General features: G+C 65.4%; 18 protein-coding genes. 4 read left to right on the top strand and 14 right to left on the bottom strand.

Annotated features, from left to right (window positions below):
* Positions 1–47: 47 nt before the first annotated feature.
* The 10 genes from purH to R3P93_RS06020 all read right to left on the bottom strand — a co-directional run bounded on the left by purH (position 48) and on the right by R3P93_RS06020 (position 12,242).
* Positions 48–1,601: a bifunctional phosphoribosylaminoimidazolecarboxamide formyltransferase/IMP cyclohydrolase gene (gene purH, locus R3P93_RS06065; RefSeq protein WP_094639535.1), complete on the bottom strand. Its 1,554-nt coding sequence runs from the start codon at positions 1,599–1,601 to the stop codon at positions 48–50.
* Entirely contained in the window at positions 1,598–2,221 is a 624-nt protein-coding gene (purN, locus tag R3P93_RS06060; RefSeq protein ID WP_317532691.1) for a phosphoribosylglycinamide formyltransferase, read from the bottom strand. Before purN ends, purH begins: the two co-directional genes overlap by 4 nt.
* Positions 2,222–2,292: 71 nt before the next feature.
* The gene (locus R3P93_RS06055; protein WP_317532629.1) at positions 2,293–3,675 is read right to left on the bottom strand and encodes a cell division protein PerM; all 1,383 of its coding nucleotides are present in this window, start codon (positions 3,673–3,675) and stop codon (positions 2,293–2,295) included.
* A gap of 171 nt (positions 3,676–3,846) precedes the next feature.
* Positions 3,847–5,043 (bottom strand): DUF5336 domain-containing protein, encoded by a 1,197-nt coding sequence (locus tag R3P93_RS06050; protein ID WP_317532628.1) that lies wholly within the window; start codon positions 5,041–5,043, stop codon positions 3,847–3,849.
* A gap of 95 nt (positions 5,044–5,138) precedes the next feature.
* On the bottom strand, positions 5,139–6,263 hold the full coding sequence (sfnG, locus tag R3P93_RS06045; protein WP_317532627.1) for a dimethylsulfone monooxygenase SfnG: 1,125 nt from the start codon (positions 6,261–6,263) through the stop codon (positions 5,139–5,141).
* Positions 6,264–6,371: 108 nt separating this feature from the next.
* Positions 6,372–7,595, bottom strand: coding sequence for an acyl-CoA dehydrogenase family protein (locus R3P93_RS06040; RefSeq protein ID WP_317532626.1), 1,224 nt, complete (start codon positions 7,593–7,595; stop codon positions 6,372–6,374).
* A gap of 68 nt (positions 7,596–7,663) precedes the next feature.
* Complete coding sequence (locus R3P93_RS06035) at positions 7,664–8,011, bottom strand: DUF2200 domain-containing protein (RefSeq protein WP_317532625.1); 348 nt, start codon at positions 8,009–8,011, stop codon at positions 7,664–7,666.
* Positions 8,012–8,146: 135 nt separating this feature from the next.
* Positions 8,147–9,058: a succinate--CoA ligase subunit alpha gene (gene sucD / locus R3P93_RS06030; protein ID WP_068050146.1), complete on the bottom strand. Its 912-nt coding sequence runs from the start codon at positions 9,056–9,058 to the stop codon at positions 8,147–8,149.
* An 8-nt stretch (positions 9,059–9,066) separates the two neighbouring features.
* Positions 9,067–10,230, bottom strand: a complete 1,164-nt coding sequence (gene sucC / locus R3P93_RS06025) for an ADP-forming succinate--CoA ligase subunit beta (RefSeq protein ID WP_032377331.1) — start codon at positions 10,228–10,230, stop codon at positions 9,067–9,069.
* Between the two features lie 146 nt (positions 10,231–10,376).
* Positions 10,377–12,242 (bottom strand): hypothetical protein, encoded by a 1,866-nt coding sequence (locus R3P93_RS06020; protein ID WP_317532624.1) that lies wholly within the window; start codon positions 12,240–12,242, stop codon positions 10,377–10,379.
* Between the two features lie 239 nt (positions 12,243–12,481).
* On the opposite strand from R3P93_RS06020, the gene R3P93_RS06015 reads away from it, so the two are divergent.
* Positions 12,482–13,501 (top strand): M23 family metallopeptidase, encoded by a 1,020-nt coding sequence (locus R3P93_RS06015; RefSeq protein ID WP_149405118.1) that lies wholly within the window; start codon positions 12,482–12,484, stop codon positions 13,499–13,501.
* Between the two features lie 69 nt (positions 13,502–13,570).
* On the opposite strand, the gene R3P93_RS06010 is transcribed toward R3P93_RS06015, so the two are convergent.
* Positions 13,571–16,063 carry a UvrD-helicase domain-containing protein gene (locus R3P93_RS06010; protein ID WP_317532623.1) on the bottom strand — a complete coding sequence of 831 codons (2,493 nt, stop codon included), beginning with the start codon at positions 16,061–16,063 and terminating at the stop codon, positions 13,571–13,573.
* A 296-nt stretch (positions 16,064–16,359) separates the two neighbouring features.
* On the opposite strand from R3P93_RS06010, the gene R3P93_RS06005 reads away from it, so the two are divergent.
* On the top strand, positions 16,360–16,650 hold the full coding sequence (locus R3P93_RS06005; RefSeq protein WP_068050144.1) for a chorismate mutase: 291 nt from the start codon (positions 16,360–16,362) through the stop codon (positions 16,648–16,650).
* A gap of 46 nt (positions 16,651–16,696) precedes the next feature.
* Here the strand turns inward: R3P93_RS06005 and R3P93_RS06000 are convergent, their stop codons facing one another.
* A complete protein-coding gene (locus R3P93_RS06000) occupies positions 16,697–18,148 on the bottom strand; it encodes an NAD-dependent succinate-semialdehyde dehydrogenase (RefSeq protein ID WP_317532622.1) in 1,452 nt (483 codons plus the stop codon).
* Positions 18,149–18,230: 82 nt separating this feature from the next.
* Here R3P93_RS06000 and pgi point away from each other — a divergent pair, with 82 nt between their 5' ends.
* Together pgi and R3P93_RS05990 are read left to right on the top strand one after the other, a co-directional pair.
* Positions 18,231–19,880, top strand: a complete 1,650-nt coding sequence (pgi, locus tag R3P93_RS05995; RefSeq protein WP_317532621.1) for a glucose-6-phosphate isomerase — start codon at positions 18,231–18,233, stop codon at positions 19,878–19,880.
* A gap of 115 nt (positions 19,881–19,995) precedes the next feature.
* Entirely contained in the window at positions 19,996–21,012 is a 1,017-nt protein-coding gene (locus tag R3P93_RS05990; RefSeq protein ID WP_149405114.1) for a type IV toxin-antitoxin system AbiEi family antitoxin domain-containing protein, read from the top strand.
* 11 nt (positions 21,013–21,023) lie between these two features.
* Here R3P93_RS05990 and R3P93_RS05985 read toward each other — a convergent pair whose 3' ends face one another.
* Together R3P93_RS05985 and R3P93_RS05980 are read right to left on the bottom strand one after the other, a co-directional pair.
* Complete coding sequence (locus R3P93_RS05985) at positions 21,024–22,640, bottom strand: acyl-CoA dehydrogenase family protein (RefSeq protein WP_149405113.1); 1,617 nt, start codon at positions 22,638–22,640, stop codon at positions 21,024–21,026.
* The gene (locus tag R3P93_RS05980) at positions 22,627–23,229 is read right to left on the bottom strand and encodes a TetR/AcrR family transcriptional regulator (protein WP_094639804.1); all 603 of its coding nucleotides are present in this window, start codon (positions 23,227–23,229) and stop codon (positions 22,627–22,629) included. The genes R3P93_RS05985 and R3P93_RS05980 overlap by 14 nt, the downstream gene beginning before the upstream one ends.
* Between the last annotated feature and the right edge of the window lie 4 nt (positions 23,230–23,233).

Raw genomic sequence — 23,233 nt, 5'->3', positions numbered from 1 at the left:
GGATTTCGCCGGAAATCCATCCATAACTTCGAGCTCGGCGTCAGGCACTAGTGCGCGAAGTGTCGCGATCCCGTCAGATACAGCGTCACGCCTGCATCCTGCGCCGCGGCGATCACTTCGTTGTCGCGTACCGAACCACCCGGCTGCACAACGGCTTTGACGCCTGCGGTCATCAGTACCTGCAAACCGTCGGGGAACGGGAAGAAGGCATCGGAGGACGCCACCGAGCCGACGACGCGATCCCCGGCTCGCTGAACGGCGAGGTGGGCGGCATCGACGCGGTTGACCTGGCCCATTCCGACGCCGACCGAGGCACCGTCGTGGGCGAGCAGGATCGCGTTGGACTTCACGGCCCTACCTGCGCGCCAGGCGAATTCGAGATCCTTCAGGGTCTGCTCGTCGGCAGGCTCGCCGGCAGCGAGGGTCCAGTTGGCAGGATTGTCGCCGTCTGCGTCGAGAACGTCGCGCTGCTGCAGCAGTGCGCCGCCGGAGATCGGCTTGAGTTCGACGCCCGAGGTGGACGGCGCCTCCGCCAGCAGCACACGAATGTTCTTCTTGCGCTGCAGCACTCCGAGAGCACCGTCGGCGTAGGACGGCGCGATGATGACCTCGGTGAAGATCTCGGCCACCTGCTCGGCCATCTCGACGGTGACCTCGCGGTTGGCTGCGATGACGCCGCCGTAAGCACTCACCGGATCGCACGCGTGGGCCTTGCGGTGCGCCTCGGCGATGTCGTTGCCGACAGCGATACCGCACGGGTTGGCATGCTTGATGATCGCGACGGTGGGGTCGGCATGATCGAACGCCGCCCGCCACGCTGCATCGGAATCGGTGAAGTTGTTGTACGACATCTCTTTACCGTGCAGCTGCTCCGCCCGCGCGATGCCGGAGCTTGCAGGATCGACGTAGAGCGCCGCAGCCTGGTGCGGGTTCTCGCCGTAGCGAAGCACGGCCGAGCGATCCCAGGTTCCGCCGATCCATTCCGGAAACGACGATTCGGTATCGGGGGTCAGCACATTGCTCATCCACGACGCCACCGCGACGTCGTAGGCGGCCGTGTGCTGAAAAGCCTGTGCCGCAAGGGAAGTCCGCTCGGCGAGGGTGAATCCGCCACCGGCCACGGCCGTGAGCACGTCCTCGTAGCGGGCCGGGTCGACCACCACGGCAACCGAGGGGTGATTCTTGGCTGCGGCGCGCACCATCGACGGTCCGCCGATGTCGATCTGTTCGACGCATTCGTCCGGCGTCGCCCCGCTGGCGACGGTCTCGGTGAACGGGTACAGGTTCACCACGACGAGCTCGAACGCCTCGATGCCCAGTTCCTCGAGCTGCGAAAGGTGTTCGGGCTTACGGGTATCGGCGAGCACGCCGGCATGCACCCGAGGATGCAGCGTCTTGACGCGACCTTCGAGGGTCTCGGGGAATCCGGTGAGATCCTCGACCTTGGTGACCGGGATTCCGGCGTCGGCGATCTTGCTCGCCGTCGATCCGGTGGACACGAGAGCGACGCCCGCACCGTGCAAGCCGGTCGCCAGTTCGATCAGTCCGGTCTTGTCGTAGACGCTGACCAGCGCGCGGCGCACTGCTTTACGTTCACTCATCGGATTATCTGAGCCTTTCGTCCATCGGAGGTGACACCTGTGGTGGCCACGGCTGCGATCACGTCGACCAGCAACCGTCGCTCGACAATCTTGATGCGTTCGTGCAGAGCAGCTTCGTCGTCGCCGTCGAGAACCGGTACGGCTTCCTGCGCCAGGATCGGCCCGGTATCGACGCCGGAATCGACCAGGTGAACCGTCGAACCGGTCAGTTTGACGCCGTGGTCGAGTGCGTCCCGCACGGCATGTGCGCCGGGGAACGACGGCAGGAGCGCGGGGTGAGTGTTGACGATGCGTCCGGTGAAGGCCCCGAGAAATCGCGGGCCGAGAATCTTCATGAAACCGGCGGTGACGACGAGATCGGGCTCGTGCGCCAGAACGGCGTCGGTGAGCGCGATGTCCCACTGCGCTCGATCGGCGTAGTCCTTCAATCCGACTCGAAAGTTCGGCATTCCGGCCTCGTCGGCACGGCGGGCTGCGTCGCACTCTCGATCGACTCCGACGGCGACGATGCGCGCGGGATAGCTCTCGGCAGCAGTCGCGGAGATGAGCGACTGCAGAAGCGAGCCGGTCCCCGATGCGAGGACGACGACCCGCGCGGGTGTCTCACGCAAGGCAGTCAGCGCACTACTCCTGAATTGTCGAGGCGGATCGTTCGAGCCAGCGGAAAGCCTAGTCGCTGCGCCGTCGAGCCCTACCGGGCAGGTCCGTCCCGGTCTCCTGGAGGTGCAACGACCTCGGCATCCAGCGGTTCGGCGGTAGCGGCCTCGACGATCGCGTCCGGTTCTTCGGCCGCTGGCATCTCGGCCGGGACGTCGTCGACGACCTCCGCCTCGACGACATCCTCGACCACCTCGGTCTGTTCGTCGTCCTCCGATTCGGACGGGGCGGTCTCGGACGGGTCAGGCTCGGATGGGTCAGGCTCGGATGGGGCCGGTTCGATCGCCAACTCGGCCACAGGTACCGGAGTCGGAGCGGGATCGTCGCGAGTCGGCTCGGGTTCTGCTCGACGCCACACGACGAAGGCTGCGGAGGCGGAACCGACGACGGCCAGCCAAGCGAACGTCAACAGCCCGAAGCTCCAGACGGTGACTTCGACGGTGCCGAACGTGCCGAGGTTTCCGCCCGCGGCGTAGCCGAGCAGTGCTGCGAGCGCTCCGGCCGCGGCCGCAACGACCCATACCGAGGACACTGCAACCTGGATGTCGGCGCTGCGGATGGCGCAGTCGCGGCCGAGCAGCAGTCCGGCGCCGATAGGGACGACGAGCATGACGACCCAGATCGTCTGGGCCGATCCTTCGGGGAGGACGGCCAGGATCGGCAGCGGAGGTAGCGGTCCTCCGGTGGTGGAGAACAGGCTGACCGACGCCTCGCCGAACCCGGCTGTGGAACCGGTGGCCATCGCGAGTGCACCGATGACGATGTTGGGGAGATAGAGCACGGACAGCACGGTCAGCCCGAGCATGCCGACAACATCGCCTCCGCTCTCGAGCAGTGCGCCGGCGGTCTCCCAGGAGACGAGCAGGGCGAGCAGTACGACCGCCGCCCCGCCTGCAGCGAGGATCGACAGCGCGCGCACGAAGGGCGCAACGAGCGCGCGAACCCAGTCCGGAAGTCCGCGGTGGATCACCACCGAGTCCCAGCACGCGAAGAGCAGACCGGTTCCGGATGCGGCCGCGTGCACGCCTGCGACCCAGGAGAAGGCCACGAGAGCATTGGGACTGGACAGTCCGATGACGGTGGACGCGTCCTTGGCGACGGCCAGAGCGATGGCGGTGACGGCGAGTGGGCCGGCCATCGACGCCGCGAATACCCACCGAAGCACGCGACGGTCGGTGTCGGAGTCCACCGCGTGGTGGACGGTACGAGCGACGGACCAGCCGATGATCAGGGTCGGCAGCAGCGGTGCGACACCCAGGGAGGTGCCGCCGATGCTCAGGGGCACCAGGTGCACGGCGAACCACGAACCGGCGATCGCTCCGAGCGTTCCGGTGAGGTCGCTGTTGGCCGCGACGAGGGTGACCAGAGCAAGGGTCGTCGCGATCACCACGACGAGTCCGGAGGTCTTGAAGGCCACTGCGGCGAGCATGCGCGACTGATCGGGCGTCGGGCCGGGGCGCGCGCGGGGCCCCCGGGCGCCCGCGCCCCGCGACACCGGGTCCAATCGAGCGCCCGCCGCCCCGAGTGGCCCAAATCCTGGGGCGCGCGCGGGTCCGGCGCGCCGCGAAGATGGGTTGTGATGCCTGAATCAGTCGTGCTTCTTCTCGTCGTCCACAGCAGGAGTGGCACCGAACGACTGCGTGGGCGCGCCGTACGGCGTCGACTGCTCGCCCGATTCGGGCTCGTCCGACTTCGCCGGAGGCTGGCCGTATCCCGAAGGCTGGCCGTACTGGTACTGGTTCGGCGGATAGGCCTGCCCGCTCGGACCGGTGTACGGCGGCGGTGCATAGCCGCCCTGAGGCGACGAGGGGTTGGGGGCGGACTGTCCGTACGGCGGCTGCCCACCCGGGTTGTAGGAATGCTGACCCGACGCCTGTCCGCTCGGTGCTTGACCGCTGAGACCTTGACCGCTGAGACCTTGACCGAAGTTCGACGAGGTTCCCTGAGGCTGACCGTACGACGGCGGGTTGCCGTAGGCCTGCGGTTGCGAGGGTCCACCGAACGACGTCGTCGGCGCGTTGTACGGGTTCTGCTGGCCGTATCCGGGCTGCTGATTCTGGTTGCCGTAGCCCGCAGGCTTGGGAGCCGGAGCCTTGACGATGCCCGCGTCGAGCAGCAGTGCCAGCACCGCGGCGGCTGCTTGGACGAAGCCGAGGACGAGCACCAGGATCGCACCGATACCGAGCGAGCTGGTGGTGCTGGCGAACTCGTTGCCCTCTGCGCTGGGCAGGCTGAACGACTGGAAGACCAGCACCAGCCAGCCGGCGATCGCCAGGGCGGCAACCACGGCCTGATTCCTGGCATCCTTCTGTATCAGCGAGGCACCGGCGATCAAGCCCGCTGCCAGCAGCAGAGCAACCGACACCGCGCTTCCGCCGGAGGCGAAGAAGGTGGTGCTGAACGACGTCTGGATACTGCTCGGCAGTTCCTGAGACGAGGTGACCTCCGCGGTGACGAGGTCCAGCAGGCCGAGCAGGAAAGTGACGACGCCGAGCCCGAGGATCACGAAGGTAAGAATCCTCGGCAGATTCGCCAGACCTGATCCGGGCGACTTACGTCCGGACGCGGCCGGCCCCGGTCCGGCCGGTGCCGAGGTGCCCGGCACCGGAGGGCCGAAGGGATTGGACACCGACGGCTGGTGAAAGGGCTGGTTCTGTCCCGGATGACCCTGCGGGTTGGACGACGGCTGATTCGGCGAGGACGACGGGCCGTAGGACGGGCCACCTCCGCCGTAGCCACCAGAGTTGGAGCCCCCTGTTTCAGGGCCGCCGGGCGAGTAGGTCATCGCGTCTCCTCATCTGAGATTGTCCGTACCCCAGGTCGGTCGGGTCCGAGAACTCACGCTACTGCACGGACCCGACCGATCACGGAACCGAAAGGTCAGCGGGCTGCCACCAACTCCTGGTCGTTCGCCTCGGCGGCCTCGAGTTCGCGAACCAGCGGCAGGACTTTCGCCCCGAAGTACTCGATCTCCTCCTGGAAGTGCAGGAAGCCGCCGAGAATCAGATCGACGCCGCGGCGACGGTAGGCCACGATGCGCTCGGCCACCTGCTCCGGGGTGCCGATCAACTGCGTCTTGAACCCGTCGTTGTACTGAACGAGGTCCTCGAACGTCGAGTCGGCCCACATTCCCTTCTTGTCGCCCGTCGAATTGCCGGCCTGTTGCACCGCTCCCTTGAAACCTTCGACGGCAGGCTTGTTGGCCTTCTCGATGATCTCGCGCAATGTGTCTCGCGCTTCCTTCTCGCTGTCTCGCGCGATGATGAAGCCGTTGAGCCCGAACTTGACCTCACGCTGATGATCACGCGCGACGCGTCGGAGATTGTCGAGTTGCTCGGTGACGCCGTCGAAACCTTTGCCGTTGCTGAAGTACCAGTCCGAGTACCGTCCGGCATTCTCCTGCGCTGCAGACGAATTGCCGCCCTGGAACAGTTCCGGGTTGGGGCGGTCGGGAGTGTTCAGCGGTTTGGGCTTGAGGGTGAAGTCGTGAATCCGATAGAAGTCGCCGCGGAAGTCGACGTCGTCCTCGGTCCAGATCTTGCGCAGCACCTGCAGGAATTCTGCACTGCGACGGTATCTTTCGTCGTGTTCGAGCCACGGCTCGCCGAGGTGGGTGAACTCGTCCTTGAACCAGCCACTGACGACGTTGACTGCGAAGCGGCCGTTGGACAAGTGATCCGCGGTTGCGCCGAGCTTGGCCAGTACCGCCGGCTGCCACAGCCCGGGATGCACTGCGGCAATGACTTTGAGCCGCTCGGTGGCCAACAGCAACGCAAGCGAGAAGCTGGTCGACTCGTGCTGGAACTCGGCCCCGTAGCTGGCTTCGTAGCGAACCTGACTCAGGGCGTACTCGAATCCGTTGTTCTCGGCCGTCTGCGCCAGCTTCTTGTTGTACTCGTAATCCCAGCTGGTGCGCTGTTCGATGGTGCTGGTGACCAGGCCTCCCGAGACATTGGGAACCCAGTATGCGAATTTGATCGCGTCGGTGATTTTTTCGGTGCTCATGTGTGCGTCATCCTTCGGCGGATCAATGTGCCATCCACGCGCTCAGATGGTGTGAATGGCACATTCATCCGGAAATCGGGGGTCGGATCGGGGCCAGAAAGGTGGGGACTACGAGTACCACGTGGGCTCGGGCAGCTCGCCCGTGAGAACCCAGCGCCCGACCTCGCGTCGCTTGTATGCGACCGGATCGTGCAGGGTGTGCGTACGTACGTTGCGCCAGAAGCGGTCGAAGCCGTACTTGCTGGCCGTCGCACGCGCGCCGAGCGCCTCGAACACCGTCGAGGTGATCTCCAGCGAGACCTCGGTGGCGCGAGCCTTGACGGCGGCGACGCGCACCTCGTGATCACCGCGCTCCTCGGCGGTGACGTTCCAGGCGTTGTCGTGAATCTTCTGTCCCTCCAATGCAACTGCGTCGGCGAGAGCTTCGACGGCCCAGAGCTTGGACGTCAGATCGCCGTAGATGTCGATGATGTACGGCTCGTCGACGGCCTTGTCCACGGCGCTGTGCAGCCAGGCACGGGTTTTGTCCTTGGTGTACGACGCGGCCTCCTCGAGTGCGCCCCTCGCGATACCGAGGTAGAAGTTGACGAACACCAGCTGGATGGTCGGAACGTTGAGGGTGTTGTAGACGCGGGGCTGAAAAGCTTTGTCCACGAATCCTGCTGCGCTGGCCCAGTCGACGCGAACCTTGTCGATGGTGACACTGCCGCTCTCGGTCTGACGCTGGCCTATGTTGTCCCAGTCGTCGTGGAAGGACAGACCCTCGATGTTCGACGGCACGATCGCGAACACATGATCGGTGCTGCCCTCGAGAGCACCTTCGAGCACGGTGACGTCGGAGACGCGGCTGCCGGTGGAGAAGGTCTTGGAACCGTCGAACACGATGGTGTCGCCCTCGTCGGTGACGGCGACGTCGTTGTCACGAGGGTTGACGGCACCGCCGAAGAACCACTTGTTCTTCGTCGCGTCTGCCTCGACGGCCTCGATCTGTTCGGGGGTGCCGACGAGTCGTGCGGCCCAGAACCACAGCAGGTGGTAGCCCAGCAGCTGACCGATCGAGCCGTCGGCCTTCGACACGGTGCGAATCACTTGATATGCCGTCGGCCAATCCTGTCCTGCGCCACCGTGTTCGACGGGGCCGAGCAGGGTGACGAGGCCCGCGTCCTTGAGCAGCTGCACCTCGGCGGTGGGGATCTCGCGGCCCTTGTCGCGAGCGACGGCATCGACAGCGAGGAGTTGAGCTACCTCACCGGCGCGGGAAATCCATCCGGCAGCAGTGGTGGGGGCGTCGGGCCAGGACTTGGTGAGGGCACGGTTCTCGGTGGTTGTCATGACGATCAGTGAAGTCCGGCTCCGAGCCCGGGACCACACTTCGAATCAGCGTGATTTCAACAGCACCCTCAGCTCCGCAGAATTTTCTCCATCTTCTTGCCCTTGGCGAGTTCGTCGATCAGCTTGTCCAGGTAGCGGATTTTCTGCATCAGAGGGTCCTCGACATTCTCGACGCGAATGCCGCAGACGACTCCGGTGATCAGGGTCGCGTTCGAGTTGAGGTCCGCTGCCGCGAAGAACTCGTCGAACGTCTTGTCGTCCTTCAGGTGGCGCTCGAGAGTTGGCTGATCGAAGCCGGTGAGCCAGCGGATGATCTTGTCGACCTCGGCTTTCGTCCGACCTTTGCGCTCGGCCTTGTTCACGTAGTGCGGATAGACCGAGCTGAAGGCGGTGGTGAAGATCCTGTGCACGCGCATCAATCTAGACCCCGCCGCGTGAATGTGACTTTGCCGCGCCCAGACGTGTGCAGTGGTCCATTGACGCGAACCGGGGCGCGCGCACGAAAAAGCCCGCCACCGAAGTCGGTGGCGGGCTTTTCACAGAAGCGAGTCCTACTTGACGGACAGCGATTCCAGGATTTCGCGCGCGAGGGCAGCGGTCTCGGACGGCGTCTTGCCGACCTTGACGCCTGCGGCCTCGAGTGCGTCCTTCTTCGCCTGCGCCGTTCCCAGCGAGCCGGAGACGATGGCGCCTGCGTGGCCCATGGTCTTGCCCTCGGGAGCGGTGAAGCCTGCGACGTAGCCGACGACCGGCTTGGTCACGTTGGCCTTGATGTAATCGGCTGCGCGCTCTTCGGCGTCGCCGCCGATCTCACCGATCATGACGATGATCTTGGTGTCGGGGTCCGCTTCGAATGCCTCGATGGCGTCGATGTGGGTGGTTCCGATGACGGGGTCGCCGCCGATGCCGATGGCGGTCGAGAAGCCGAAGTCACGCAGCTCGAACATCATCTGGTAGGTCAGCGTGCCGCTCTTGGAGACCAGGCCGATGGGGCCGGTTCCCGAGATGTTGGCGGGCGTGATGCCGACGAGAGCCTCACCGGGAGTGATGATTCCGGGGCAGTTGGGCCCGATGATGCGGGTCTTCTTGCCCTTCTCCACGTTGTAGGCCCACGCGTACGCGGAGTCCTGCACGGGGATGCCCTCGGTGATGACGACGAGCAGCGGGATCTCGGCGTCGATGGCCTCGACGATGGCGTCCTTGGAGAATGCCGGCGGGACGAACGCGATGGAGACGTCCGCTCCGGTCTTCTCCATGGCCTCGGCGACGGAGCCGAAGACCGGGAGTTCGATGTCGTTGCCGTCGGCGTCGACGTGCTTGACCGTGGTTCCGGCCTTACGTGCGTTGACGCCACCGACGACCTGGGTTCCGGCCTTGAGCATCAGGGCGGTGTGCTTGGTGCCTTCGCCGCCGGTGATGCCCTGGACGATGACCTTGTTGTCCTTGTTCAGAAAGATAGACATTGTTTCCTCTACTTCGCTGCCAGCTCGGCGGCCTTGTCGGCGCCCTCGTCCATGGTTCCGGCGAGCGTCACCAGCGGGTGCGCGGCGTCGGCGAGAATCTTGCGGCCCTCTTCGACCTTGTTGCCGTCGAGACGGACGACCAGCGGCTTGTTGGCGTCGTCGCCCAGCTTCTTCAGTGCGCCGACGATGCCGTTGGCTACTGCGTCGCACGCGGTGATTCCGCCGAAGACGTTGACGAACACGCTCTTGACCTGCTCGTCACCGAGGATGACGTCGAGGCCTGCGGCCATGACCTCGGCCGAGGCGCCGCCGCCGATGTCGAGGAAGTTGGCGGGCTTGACGCCGCCGTGTGCCTCGCCCGCGTATGCGACGACGTCGAGGGTCGACATGACCAGTCCGGCACCGTTTCCGATGATGCCGACCTGTCCGTCGAGCTTGACGTAGTTGAGGTCGTTCTCCTTGGCCTTGGCCTCGAGGGGATCGGCTGCGTCCTTGTCCTCGAACTCGGCGTGGCCGGCCTGACGGAAGTCTGCGTTGGCGTCGAGCGTCACCTTGCCGTCGAGGGCCAGGATCTGATCGTCCGGGGTGCGAACCAGCGGGTTGACCTCGACCAGGAGAGCGTCTTCGTTGATGAAGACCTCCCACAGCTTCTGGATGGTCACCGCAGCGGCGTCGAGCACCTCGGCGGGAAGCTTGCCCTTTTCAGCGATTTCACGAGCAAAAGCAAGGTCGACACCCTTGACGGCGTCGACCGGAATACGTGCGAGTGCGTCGGGGTTCTCCTCCGCCGTCACCTCGATTTCGACGCCACCCTCGACCGAACACATTGCGAGGTAGGTGCGGTTGGTGCGATCGAGCAGGAAGGAGATGTAGTACTCCTCGGCGATGTCGGAGGCTTCTGCAACGAGAAGCTTCTTGACGACATGGCCCTTGATGTCGAGTCCGAGAATCGCTTCTGCGTTCTCGGTGGCTGCTGCGACGTCCTTGGAGTACTTGACGCCACCGGCCTTGCCGCGGCCGCCGACCTTGACCTGTGCCTTGACCATTACTGGCTTGCCGATTTCTTCGGCAATCTGTGTTGCTCCGGCGACCGTGTCGGTGACACGACCGGCGGAGGTGGGTACGCCATGCTTGGCGAACAATTCCTTCGCCTGGTATTCGAAGAGATCCATCAGCTCACCGTCTCGTCTACGTTGACGCCCGCTCCAGGGGTGTGAGCGGGTCTGAGCATGGACTTTATCCAGGTGTCCCGACAGCGCATCGGGCGCATGCATGCTATGTGGCCTATCTCACCGCCACCGGCTCGATGAAGCGGCCGTCACCGATCGTCGCGGCGGGCCGAAAGTGCCGCGGCGACACCGAGAACGACGATTCCCGCCACCAACGGGAGCACCGCAGGCCCCATTTCCGGATCGGTGGCGCGTGCAGATGTCAGCGGCCACGACGCCAGATGGACGATCCCGGCGACGGCCGCTCCGCCGAGCAGGACGCTGCCGCGTGCGGCCCGAGCTCGCGCCGCGACGACGGCGGCCACGACCACTCCGACGGCGAGCAGCATCTGCCCCCAGGTGTCCCAGCCCCACGGAAATTCGGTGACGGTGGCGGCAGTGAAATCGCTGCCCCGATACAGCGGCAGAGCCAGGCCCACAGCGAGAAGCACTGCACCGAACAAGCCGGTGCCGAGCACCACGCCGTCGGTTGATGCGTCCGCGGACGTGTCGACGTCGTCGCGTTCGGCCGAGCCGGCGAACAGGGCCAGTAGTCCGGTGGCTGCCGCTGCGACGACACCCGCGATGATCGCCAGAGCGCCGATTCCGGCACCGACGCCGTCCACGTCCTCGGCGAGCACCACCGACTGCAGCACCGAGGCCGCAGCCGCCATCGCGCCGAGCCAGAAGATCGACACGAACGGCCGCGCAGCCGAGGCGAATTCGGAGAACAGCAGCGGCACCGAACCCAGAATCATCACGAACCCCGCGACCATCACCACACGAGTGGCCAATATCTGCGGCACGGCGATCCCCGAGTCGGTCTCCAGAATCGGCAACAACGATCCGACGACGAACAGCACACCTGCAAGAACGCCGATGCTGCCTGCCGCGGCATGCCACCTCGTCGATCCGAGGCCGGCGACACCGCGGACACCTCGCGCACCCGACTCACGCTGCTGCGCTCTCTCCAGCGCCCGACGGTCACGCGCTGCAGCGACGGGTGCAAGCACTGCGCCGCAGATCAGCAGTCCGAGCCCCGCAAGCGTTCCCAGATAGGCACCGAGCCCGGCGTCGACCCGAGCTCCGGTGCTCAGCCCAGCGAGCAGCCCGACCCCGGCGAAACCGAGTACGCCGAGCCCGGCACCGACGGACGCACCCGACGCCACCTGCGGCGACAGAGAGGCCAGGGCCGACGCAGCCACCACGAGCGCCGCGATACCGACGACCCCGGAGCCCACCGCGACGAACACCGGCGACTCCACCACCGCCGTCACGATCACCACCGGATCGGACGAGCGGTACAGCGAGGCAAAAGCCGCAACGGCCGCCAGCACACCGAACGCGCCGAGCAGCGCCGCGAGCAACGGCCCGACACGCCCCGCCGCCGCGCGCCCCACGTGTTCCGAATACACCGAGTGGCCGTACCCGTCACCGAGCCCGGCGCGGTGCACCGCAGACCACCCCGCAATACCCGCCAGCACCGACACAGCGTGACCGACGAGCAGAACATAGGCACCGGCGGTCGCGTCGAGCATCGCGGCGCTCAGTGGGCGGAAGAGCTCTAGCCGATTCGCGTCGATGGGATCGGACAGCAAGGCAACGTCGAGCAACGTGAGGCCGAGTGCCACTGCGCCGTATCCGGCCAGCAGGGCTGCGGCGAACTCGACGCGTTTGCCGACCACACCCGCCGCGGCTCCGAGGACAACGACGACGGGGACGGCACCGGCCAGGATCGCAGCCACCATTGCCCCGGTACCCACCGGCGAACCGTCGGCGCTGCGGACGACGCCGATCAGCTGGGCCACGACTGCGGCAACCGCAGCGATCAGAGCGAGTGTGACGGCAAGCGCGATGCGCGGAGTGGGCGACGGATCGTCGGCTCGGCCGAACTCTCCGTCCTGGGGTCGGATCCGCTGCGGTTCCGCTCGCTCGGAGCCGGGGGCGGACGAGTCGTCGAAGGAGGGAGTCGGCACTCGGATCACGGTATCGGCTCGATCGGTGCGAGAACCGTTACTGTCACCGTGTGCCGTCCACGTGTTCTCGTGTCCGATTACGAATGTGGCCCGTCACGCATAACCGCTGGTCGACTTGTGAGCCATCTCACATATGCCGCCGGTTTGGGCTGTTAACTTGCGCGCCCCGCAATCATTTCGTTACCGTCTGCCGAGTCTTTCAGTAACGGCCAGGTCACGGATAACGGAGGTTGTAGGTCTTGCAGCAACACCGTGCGTCCTTCACATCGAGCAGATTCTCTCGACCCTCGGCCGAAGACGCGACCACGGTCTACAGCTACGAGCCCGCCGCCGCGCCTGCCGACAACGGTGCATACGACGCGTATGCCTACCCCGCGTACCAGTACGCCGAGGCCGAGTACGTCGATACCGCCTACGTCGCAGCCGACGAGTCGCCGACCGTCGTCACCACATTCGTCACCACCGCAGACGCCACCCCCGTGGCCCGTCGCGGCGGCGCACACCGCATCCCCCTTCCCCCCACCGCACTCAAGGGCCGAGCTGCAGTTCTCGCAGTGGCCGCAGGTGCGGTAGTCGCGGCCGGCCAGGCCGTCGTCAACGACGACGCACCCACCGCGGTCGCCACCTCCGAGTACGCACTCGCCGCAGGTGAAGCACCCGCTGCGGCAGCAGTCGCGGCCACCACCGCTCCGCAGACCACCGAGGTCGAAGCCGACTCGACCAGCGCGACGCCGTCGGAGGCTCCGCAGATCCTCAGCATCGCTGCGCCGGTGGATCTGAGCCAGTTCAACGACCTGCTCGCCAAGGGCCAGCGCTTCAGCGAAGAGCGTGCCGCCCGCGAAGCTGCTGCGCGCAGGCCGCTGTTCGCACTGCCGGCGCAGGGCACCTACACCTCCAACTTCGGCACCCGCTGGGGCGTTCTCCACGCCGGCGTCGATGTCGCCAACGCCATCGGAACCCCGATCTACGCCGTCGCCGACGGCAAGGTGATCGACTCAGGTCCGGCCGCAGGCTTCGGCATGTGGGTTCGCGTCCAGCACGCCGACGGCACGATCACCGTCTACGGCCACATCGACACCTCGACCGTCACGGTCGGTCAGGACGTCATGGCAGGCGATCAGATCGCGACGATGGGCAACCGCGGCTTCTCCACCGGCCCGCACCTGCACTTCGAGGTCCACCTTCCGGGCGAGGTCAAGATCGATCCGCTTCCGTGGCTCGCTTCCCGAGGAATCTCCCTCGGCCCAGAGATGGACTGAGTACACCAGCTTTCGACTCGAAGCCGGACCCCGCTTTCGCAGGGTCCGGCTTTCGCGTTCTCGGCTCTGTTACAGCTTGGTCATCGGGACGCCGCCGATGAGCATCATCTTCACGCGACCAGCCGAACCGAAGTCGACCAATACCATCGCCTTGACTCCGGCACCGGTCGATTCCAGCACCGTACCCAGGCCGTACTTGTCGTGGCTGACTCGATCGCCCACGGCGAGAACGAGATTGGAGTTGCGCCCCTTGGCGGCACCGAAACTCGGCGTCGAACTCTGACCGCGATTCGAGGATCCGCCGTAGCTGCCGGAGCCGTAATTGCTCGAACCGTAATTGTTCGAGCCGTATCCGCCACCCGATCCGTAGCTGCCCGATCTGCCCCCGCCGATGGCTCGGCCTCCCCCGGTGCCCGGATCCTCGCGTCGCCAGTCGATCAGGTGCTGCGGAACTTCCTGCAGGAAGCGTGATTCCGGGTTAGCGATGGGCTGCCCCCATGCCGAGCGCATGATCGCGCGCGTGAGGTAGAGCCGCTGCCGCGCACGGGTGATCCCCACGTACGCCAGGCGTCGCTCCTCGGACAGTTCATTGGGGTCGCCGAGCGCCCGCATGTGCGGGAATTGGCCGTCCTCCCAACCCGTCACGAAGACGACCGGGAATTCCAGACCCTTGGCGGTGTGCAGCGTCATCAAGGTGACGACGCCGGTACCCGAATCGGGGATCTGATCGGTGTCGGCCACCAGGGAGACCCGTTCGAGGAACGCCGCGAGCGACCCCGGCTCGGCCAACCCGTCGACGCCACCGTCCGCGTCGCCGTTCTCGTCGTCCCCGGTTTCGAGAGCCTCTGCCGCCACTGCGGCCTGATTACGCGCTTCCGAGGTGAATTCCCGTGCGACGCTGACGAGTTCGTTGAGGTTGTCGAGGCGCGCGCCGTCCTGCGGATCACTGCTGGCTTCGAGCTCGGCGCGGTAGCCGGTGCGGTCGAGAACGGCTTCGACGACATCACCGATGTCGGCAATGTCGTTGCCGTCTCCGTCGGTGGCGGTGAGCACTGCACGTAGTTCGTCGAGCAACTCCATGAACTGCGCGATCAACTTCTGCTGCCGCGAGTTGAGCAACGCCACCTTGCCCGCGGCCGCGTCGTGCAATGCGCGCGAGAAGCTGATGTCGCGTTGCTCGGCGTGCACGGCGACGCAGGCCTCGGCACGATCGCCGATCCCCCGGCGCGGAGTGTTGAGGATGCGTCGCATGCTGACGGTGTCGTCCTCGTTGGACAGCACGCGCAGGTACGCGACGAGGTCTCGTACTTCCTTGCGTTCGTAGAATCGGACGCCGCCGACGACCTTGTACGGCAGTCCGAGTCGGATGAAGATCTCTTCGAGCGCACGCGAGGAGTTGTTGGTTCGATAGAAGACGGCCACCTCGTCGAAGCGCACGTCTCCACCGTCGACGAGCCGATCGATCTCGGAGGCCACGAACGACGCCTCGTCGTGCTCGTTGTCGGCGACATAACCGACGATCAACTCGCCCTCGCCGGTGTCGGTCCACAGTTTCTTCTCACGCCGGCCGATGTTGCGCGAGATCACCGCGTTGGCGGCCGAGAGAATGTTCTGCGTCGATCGGTAGTTCTGCTCGAGCAGGATGGTGCGAGCGTCGGGATAGTCGCGCTCGAATTCCTCGATGTTGCGGATCGTGGCACCACGGAATGCGTAGATGGACTGATCCGCGTCGCCCACCACACACAGCTCGCCCGGAGCGACAGTGCCCTCGAGTGCGCCGTCGGCGTCGGGGGTGCCGACCAATTCACGGACCAACATGTACTGGGCATGGTTGGTGTCCTGGTACTCGTCGACCAGAACGTGCCGAAACCGGCGTCGGTAGTACTGAGCCACCTGGGGGAACGCCTGCAGAATGCCCACCGTTTCGCCGATGAGGTCGTCGAAATCCATCGCGTTGGCGGCGCGCAGCCGCTGCTGATAGATGCCGTAGACCTTGGCCACCAACCGCGGGAGCTCGGCGGGATCGCCGTCGGCGTCCTCCGCTGCCTTGTCGGGGCCGATCAGCTCGTTCTTCAGGTTCGAGATGGCCGTCGACAGCAGCCGCGCCGAGAACTTCTTGGTGTCGATCTGCAGATCCTTGGAGATCATCGTCAGCAGTCGCCGCGAGTCGTCCGCGTCGTAAATGGAGAAGTTCGAGTTCAGACCGGGCAGCAGCGCAGCCTGCGCGCGCAGGATCCGCACGCAACTCGAGTGGAACGTCGACACCCACATGGCGTTCGCCCGCGGCCCCACGAGTCCGGCGACTCGCTCGCGCATCTCGGCAGCGGCCTTGTTGGTGAACGTGATGGCCAGAACCTGGCCGGGTGACACTCCTCGCTCGGCCAGCAGATACGCGATACGACGCGTCAGCACCGCCGTCTTGCCCGACCCGGCTCCGGCCACGATGAGCAGCGGAGATCCGGTGTGCACGACGGCCTCACGCTGCTGCGGATTGAGACCTTCCAGCAGTGTGTCGGACGAGGTGTTCTGTCGGGATTGGAGGCCCTGGAGGAATGTGTTCATCGTGTGGTCAGGTTACCGGCGCGTACCGACAAACCCACATCGCGTGGTCGTCGGCCGAACCGACGACTTTTCAGGAGGGTTGACCCGTGGCACACTGGATCGGTGATCGAAAAAACCGTACGTCATCGCCTGCATCGGGTCGGCCGTTGTTCGGCCACGCGTGCAGGAGCCTGTCGATAGACGCAACGCCCCTGGTTCCGGACGGGACCGAACCGACCGGCGATGCAGTTCCGAATACGAAAGGCGTAACGGTGACGGACGAGGCAGCGATCCAAGATGTGACCCGAGGAGAGACGATGGCCATGACGACGAAGATCGACTCAGAGACCGCAGTGCCCACGAGCGAAGCCGAGATCAACGACCTGCGCCAGGAAATCGATCGCCTCGATGCCGAGATCCTGACGGCCATCAAGCGTCGCTCCGAGGTGTCGCAGATCATCGGACGCACCCGCATGGCCTCCGGCGGACCGCGCCTGGTGCACAGCCGTGAGATGAAGGTTCTCGAGCGTTTCAGCAGCCTGGGCCAGGAAGGCCACACGCTGGCCATGCTCCTGCTCCGCCTCGGTCGCGGTCGCCTCGGCCACTGATCCACCCCGGTTGGGCGCGCGGTGCGCACGCCCAACCGTCAGTAGCTCACTTCAGAGCGATGTACTTGGTGTCGAGATACTCCTCGATTCCCTCGGATCCGCCTTCGCGGCCGAATCCGGATTCTTTGACTCCACCGAACGGCGCTGCCGCGTCCGAGATCACGCCGCGGTTGACGCCCACCATGCCACTGTCGATTGCGTCGGCCACCCGTAGCGCACGATCGAGACTCTCGGTGTAGATGTACGACGCCAGGCCGTACTCGGTGGCGTTGGCCGCGTCGATACCTTCCTGCTCGGTATCGAAGCCGACGATCGGAGCCACCGGCCCGAACACCTCCTCCTTCAGAATGCGTGCATCGGCAGGCACCTCGGTGAGCACGGTCGCCGGGTAGAAGTAGCCGTCCCCGCCCGGCGCGGTGCCCCCGAGCGCCACCGTCGCGCCCTTGGCCACCGCGTCGTCGACGAGTTCCTGCACGGTCTCGAGCTGATCGGCATTGATCAACGGTCCGAGCTTGGTATCGGGGTCGACGCCGGGGCCGAGCTTCATCTCGGCCATCTTTTCCACGAGTTTGGTGGTGAACTCCTCGCGCACGCTGTTGTGCACGTGCAAGCGGTTCGCGGCGGTGCAGGCCTCGCCGCCGTTGCGCATCTTGGCGAGCATCGCACCGTCCACCGCGTCGTCGATGTTCGCGTCGTCGAACACCACGAACGGTGCGTTGCCGCCCAGTTCCATCGACGTGCGCAGCAAGCGAGTCGCGGACTTCTGAACGAGAGATTTGCCGACACCCGTCGAGCCGGTGAAGGTGAGCTTGCGCATCCGCGGATCCTCGATAAGGGGGCCTGTGACATCACCGGACTTGGACGTCGTCAGCACCGACAGCACGCCTTCGGGCAAGCCGACCTCGTCGAAGATCTGCGCGAGCAGCAACATCGTCAGCGGGGTCTCACGAGCAGGCTTGACGACGATGGTGCAGCCGGCGGCCAGAGCGGGACCGATCTTTCTGGTGCCCATCGCCAACGGGAAGTTCCACGGGGTGATCGCCAGGACGGGCCCGACCGGGGCCTTGGTGACGAGGATTCGACCGTTGCCCGCCGGGGCCGGGGTGTAGCGACCGCCGATGCGTACCGCTTCCTCGGCGAACCAGCGGAAGAACTCGGCACCGTATTTCACCTCGGCCTTGGATTCGGCGAGGGCCTTACCCATCTCGAGGGTCATCAGCAGCGCGATGTCGTCGGCGCGTTCGGTGACCTTCTCGAATGCCGCTCGAAGAATCTCACTGCGCTCGCGGGCGGGCGTTGCCGCCCAACCCTTCTGCGCCGCCGCGGCGGCGTCGAGCGCCTTCATCGCGTCGGCGGGCGATGCGTCGGCCACCTCTGTCAGGGGCTTGCCGGTCGCCGGATCGTTCACCGGGAACGTCTTGCCTCCCTCGGCGTCGACGGCCTTGCCGCCGATCCACAGTTTTGCCGGAATCGAATCGATCAATGCACGTTGGTCCATACCTCCATGATGCCTCCGCAGCGCCCGATGCAAACGACAAACGACGCGCGCATGACTCGGCACCGGATTAGTGTTGGTTCGTATGAGCGTCGATATCACCGGCACGGATGCCTGGCAGAAGCTGACCGATCACTACTCCTCGATCGCCGATACTCATCTTCGGACGCTGTTCGCCGAGGACGCCGACCGAGCGCACACGTTCACGCTCGATGCCGCCGATCTTCATATCGACTACAGCAAGCACCGGATCACCCGCGAAACCCTCGAACTGCTCGTCGAACTCGCGCGCACCGCCGACGTCGAGGGCAAGCGCGACGCCATGTTCGCCGGTGAGCACATCAACACCTCCGAGGACCGCGCCGTACTGCACACCGCGCTGCGCCTACCGGCCGACGCGTCGTTGACCGTCGACGGCCAGGACGTCGTCGCCGACGTACACGAAGTACTCACTGCGATGGGCGAATTCACCGACCGAGTGCGTTCGGGCGAATGGGTCGGTGCCACCGGCGAGAAGATCGCCACCGTCGTCAACATCGGCATCGGCGGTAGTGACCTGGGACCGGTCATGGTCTACAACGCGCTCCGTCATTACGCCGACGCGGGGATTTCCGCGAAGTTCGTTTCCAACGTCGACCCAGCCGATCTCGTCGGTGCGCTCGACGGACTCGACCCAGCGTCGACGCTGTTCATCATCGCGTCCAAGACGTTCTCCACCCTCGAGACACTCACGAACGCCACCGCGGCCCGCCTCTGGCTCGTCGACGCGCTCGGTGAAGATGCCGTCGCCAAGCACTTCGTCGCCGTGTCCACCAACGCCGAACGCGTCGCGGACTTCGGGATCGACACCGCCAACATGTTCGGCTTCTGGGACTGGGTGGGCGGACGCTACTCCGTCGATTCGGCAATCGGGTTGTCGGTCATGGCCGTTGTGGGCAAGGAAGCGTTCGGCGAGTTCCTGGACGGCTTTCATCGCATCGACGAGCATTTCCGGTTGACGCCGCTCGCCGAGAACGCGCCGGTACTGCTCGGCCTCATCGGCCTGTGGTACAGCTCCTTCTTCGGCGCGGAAACCCGTGCGGTGCTCCCGTATTCGAATGACCTCTCCCGTTTCGCCGCGTACCTGCAGCAGCTGACGATGGAGTCCAACGGCAAGTCCGTCAAGGCCGACGGCTCACCCGTCACCACGCCGACCGGCGAGATCTTCTGGGGCGAACCGGGCACCAACGGCCAGCACGCTTTCTACCAATTGCTCCACCAGGGAACACGTTTGGTGCCGGCGGACTTCATCGGATTCGCCGAGCCCACCGACGATCTGCCGACCCGCGACGGCAGCGGATCGATGCACGATCTGCTGATGAGCAACTTCTTCGCCCAGACCAAGGTCCTCGCCTTCGGCAAGACCGCCGAGGAGATCGCCGCCGAGGACACTCCGGCAGATGTGGTGCCGCACAAGGTGATGCCCGGCAATCGGCCCACCACCTCCATCCTCGCCCCCAAACTCACGCCGTCGGTCGTCGGTCAGTTGATCGCCCTGTACGAGCACCAGGTCTTCGTCGAAGGCGTCATCTGGGGAGTGGACTCCTACGACCAGTGGGGCGTCGAACTCGGCAAGACCCAGGCCCTCGAACTGACGCCGGTTCTCACCGACGCCGAAGCTCCTGCTGCACAATCGGATTCATCCACCGACGCCCTGGTGCGCTGGTACCGGGCGCAGCGGGGTCGTTCGGCCTGAGTTGTGGCGCATCTACGGCCCTGGTAGGAATTTTCGCACCCTGCAGGCGGTGCGGATTCCTGGACGGGCCGTAGATTGCGCTCAGCGGATCCAAACAGGTCAACCGTGCGTCCAATTGAGCATGGACTTCGACCAACGTGGGCTATTCACCCGTGCCGATGCACTCGCGTCGGGCTTCACCGACGACGACCTTCGACGGGCACGCGCACACAAGTCCATCGTTGCAATCCGCAGAGGCTGGTTCGTTCGAGGGGATGTATTCGCAACACTGGACTCTGCGCAGCAGCATGCCCTCCTGGCGCAGGCGACCTATGCCGATTCCGGCGACGACGTCGTCCTCAGCCATGTGTCCGCAGCGGTGGTTCTCGGACTCGACGTGTGGAACTTGCCGCTCGACACGGTGACGATGACCACTCTTCGGGGCCACTCGGGCAAGCGCAGTCGACGCCGATTCCTTCACGGCACCGATCTACTGGACGACGAGTGGCTTCATCTCGACGGTATGCGGGTCACACGCCCAGCGCGCACCGTCGTCGACGTCGCCAGGACTCATCCACTCGAGGTAGCGGTGTGTCTCGGTGATCGGGCATTGCGGCATGGCCTCACCACAATCGACGAACTCGAGAAATGCTGCGATGCGGCGCACCACCGAAGCGGTGCCGGACGCGCTCGACGTGCGATCGGCGCGATGAGTGCACGCAGCGACAGTGTCGGCGAAAGTCGATCGCGACTGATCCTGCAGACAGTGTCGACTCCGCTGTCCAATCAGACGGTCTTCGACGAAGACGGTCGACGCATCGCCCGTACCGACTTCCTGTTTCCCGACCTGGCCGAGGTGATCGCCGAGTTCGACGGGGAAGACAAGTACGGTCCGCAGCCACGGCAAGCAATCATCGCAGAGAAGAATCGCCACAACCGACTCGCCGAGCAGGGCAGGACCGTCTTCAGATTCGACTGGCGGGACTTGTCGACTCCGCAGGTCATCATCGACCGGCTTCATGCTGCCTATCGGCGTGCATTGCTCCTCGGCACGCCGAGTGGACGGTACGCCGAGCTACCCCTCCCCGCAGCTACGGCGCTCGTAGGAATATGCGCACCCTACAGGCGGTGCGAATTCCCACGAGGGGCGTAGATCCGATACCCCTACACCCGCGCCAACACCGCCTCCGTATCGACGCCGACGGGCAGGGTGCCGAAGGCAATGCCCCAGTCACGGTCGAGTCGAGTGGCGCAGAAGGCATCGGCCACAGCGGAATTGCCGTGCATCACCAGCTGCGCGCCTTGGAAGGTCAGGGCCATCAGTTCGACGACTCGCCTGGCCCGGTATTCCATGTCGGAAGTATCGGAGAGTTCCTTGCCGACGCGGGCGATGGCGTCGTCCAGGCGAGAATCCACGCCCGACGCCTGGCCGATCTCACCGAAGAAGGCCTCGACACTGTCGGGTTGACGGGCCAGTGCGCGTAGGGAATCGAGTGCGGCGACGTTGCCGGAGCCTTCCCAGATCGACATCAGCGGCGATTCGCGGAACAACCGAGGCATACCCGATTCCTCGACATAGCCGTTGCCACCGAGACATTCGAGTGCTTCGGCGGCGTGGGCCGGTGCCCTCTTGCATACCCAGTACTTGGTGACGGCCAACGCGATTCGGCGCAGCGCACTCTCCTGCTCGTCGCCGCGGGCGGAGCCGTCGGTGGCCTGTGCCAGACGGATCATGGCAGCGGTGGCGGCCTCGGATTCGATGGTCAAGTCTGCCAGTACGTTTCGCATCAGAGACTGGTCGACGAGTGCAGCCCCGAACGCAGCTCGATGACGCGCGTGATGGACTGCGCGCACTGTGGCGTTGCGGATTCCGGCCGCGGACCCGATGACGCAGTCCAACCGAGTCATGTTGACCATCTCGATGATGGTGCGCACGCCGCGCCCCTCTTCGCCGACGAGCCAGCCGGTGGCCCCGTGATACTCGAGCTCACCGGATGCGTTCGACTTGTTACCGAGCTTGTCCTTCAAGCGCTGCAGCATCATTCGATTGCGAGTGCCGTCGGGCAGCACGCGCGGCAGCATGAAACACGAAAGCCCACCGGGAGCCTGCGCCAGGGTGAGGAACATGTCCGACATCGGCGCGGACGTGAACCACTTGTGGCCGGTGATCGAGTACGTGCCGTCCGACGACGGAGTGGCCGTGGTGGTGTTGGCGCGGACATCGGATCCGCCCTGCTTCTCGGTCATCGACATTCCGGCGATCAGTCCGCGCTTCTCGGACGGAACACGCAGCCCGAAGTCGTATTCTCGCGAGGCCAGCAGCGGCTCGTACTGCGCGGCCAGAGAAGGATTGTGCCGCAACGCCGGAACGACGGCATAGGTCATCGAAATAGGGCACATGTGCCCGGCCTCGGCCTGCCCCCAGACGTAGAATTTCGCGGCGCGGGCAACGTGAGCACCGACGCGATCGTCGGCCCACGGACTGGCGTGCAGCCCGTGCTCGACGGCAACGGTCATCAGATCGTGCCAGTGCGGGTGGAATTCGACTTCGTCGATCCGATTGCCGTATCGATCGTGAGTCTTCAGCACCGGCGGGTTCTCGTTGGCGATCCGGCCCCAGTCCTGTGCCGCCACTCCACCTGCGAGGACTCCCAGCTGCCGAATCTCGTCGAGCGCCCAGCCGCCACCGGTACGCGCCACGCCGTCGAGCAACGACGGGTCCGCGGACGTGTCGAACGGACTCAGGTCGACTGCCTGGTTGAATACCTCATGCGTGTCCATCTCGAACTCCTAACGTGCGCAACGACAATGCGACCAGACCCGGTATCACGTCCACCGAGTTCTGCGATGACAACGGACCTACCAGCACTTCGCCGACGGCACCGACCAGCCCTGCTGCCGAGATGCGCACGTCCTGCTCGGGGATCTCTCCCGCTGCGATGCCGGCCACGATGGCGTCGGCGAAGGCATCGGTGAATTTCTGCCGGAACACCAACCGCTCGGCGTCGACGGCCGGGTCCACCGGTTCGGCCAACAACGCGTACGCCATCGTTCGGTTCTTCAAAGCCCGTCCGGCGAAGGTCTGCACCACTGCCGTGACCCGCTCGGCGGTGCTGCCGTGCCCGGAAACGGCCACCACTGCAGCGACCTCGCGGCTGCAGACCTCGCGAAAGATGGCGACGACCAGATCCGACTTGCCCTCGAAATGCGTGTAGACGCTGCCTGCGGACACCCCTGCTGCCGCGGCGACCGAGGCGATCGACAGGCCTGCGTAGCCCTGGGTCGAGAGCACCTCGATGGCAGCGTCGAACAGTTTTTCACGACCGGCGTCGAGTCTGGCCTGCACCGCGGGCGTCCGTCGATAGGGCATGCAA

It is taken from the genome of Rhodococcus cerastii (assembly GCF_033042195.1).
In the GTDB taxonomy this organism is placed as follows: domain Bacteria; phylum Actinomycetota; class Actinomycetes; order Mycobacteriales; family Mycobacteriaceae; genus Rhodococcoides.
Note: the sequence above shows the minus strand (reverse complement) of the source record. Positions and strands in the feature narration are given on the sequence as shown.

Coding starts and splice junctions, on each gene's coding strand:
- purH (WP_094639535.1), bottom strand. CDS start 1,601: ATGAGTGAACGTAAAGCAGTGCGCCGCGCGCTGGTCAGCGTCTACGAC.
- R3P93_RS06050 (WP_317532628.1), bottom strand. CDS start 5,043: ATGACCTACTCGCCCGGCGGCCCTGAAACAGGGGGCTCCAACTCTGGT.
- sfnG (WP_317532627.1), bottom strand. CDS start 6,263: ATGAGCACCGAAAAAATCACCGACGCGATCAAATTCGCATACTGGGTT.
- R3P93_RS06040 (WP_317532626.1), bottom strand. CDS start 7,595: ATGACAACCACCGAGAACCGTGCCCTCACCAAGTCCTGGCCCGACGCC.
- R3P93_RS06035 (WP_317532625.1), bottom strand. CDS start 8,011: ATGCGCGTGCACAGGATCTTCACCACCGCCTTCAGCTCGGTCTATCCG.
- sucD (WP_068050146.1), bottom strand. CDS start 9,058: ATGTCTATCTTTCTGAACAAGGACAACAAGGTCATCGTCCAGGGCATC.
- sucC (WP_032377331.1), bottom strand. CDS start 10,230: ATGGATCTCTTCGAATACCAGGCGAAGGAATTGTTCGCCAAGCATGGC.
- R3P93_RS06010 (WP_317532623.1), bottom strand. CDS start 16,063: ATGAACACATTCCTCCAGGGCCTCCAATCCCGACAGAACACCTCGTCC.
- R3P93_RS06005 (WP_068050144.1), top strand. CDS start 16,360: ATGGCCATGACGACGAAGATCGACTCAGAGACCGCAGTGCCCACGAGC.
- R3P93_RS06000 (WP_317532622.1), bottom strand. CDS start 18,148: ATGGACCAACGTGCATTGATCGATTCGATTCCGGCAAAACTGTGGATC.
- pgi (WP_317532621.1), top strand. CDS start 18,231: ATGAGCGTCGATATCACCGGCACGGATGCCTGGCAGAAGCTGACCGAT.
- R3P93_RS05985 (WP_149405113.1), bottom strand. CDS start 22,640: ATGGACACGCATGAGGTATTCAACCAGGCAGTCGACCTGAGTCCGTTC.
- R3P93_RS05980 (WP_094639804.1), bottom strand. CDS start 23,229: ATGCCCTATCGACGGACGCCCGCGGTGCAGGCCAGACTCGACGCCGGT.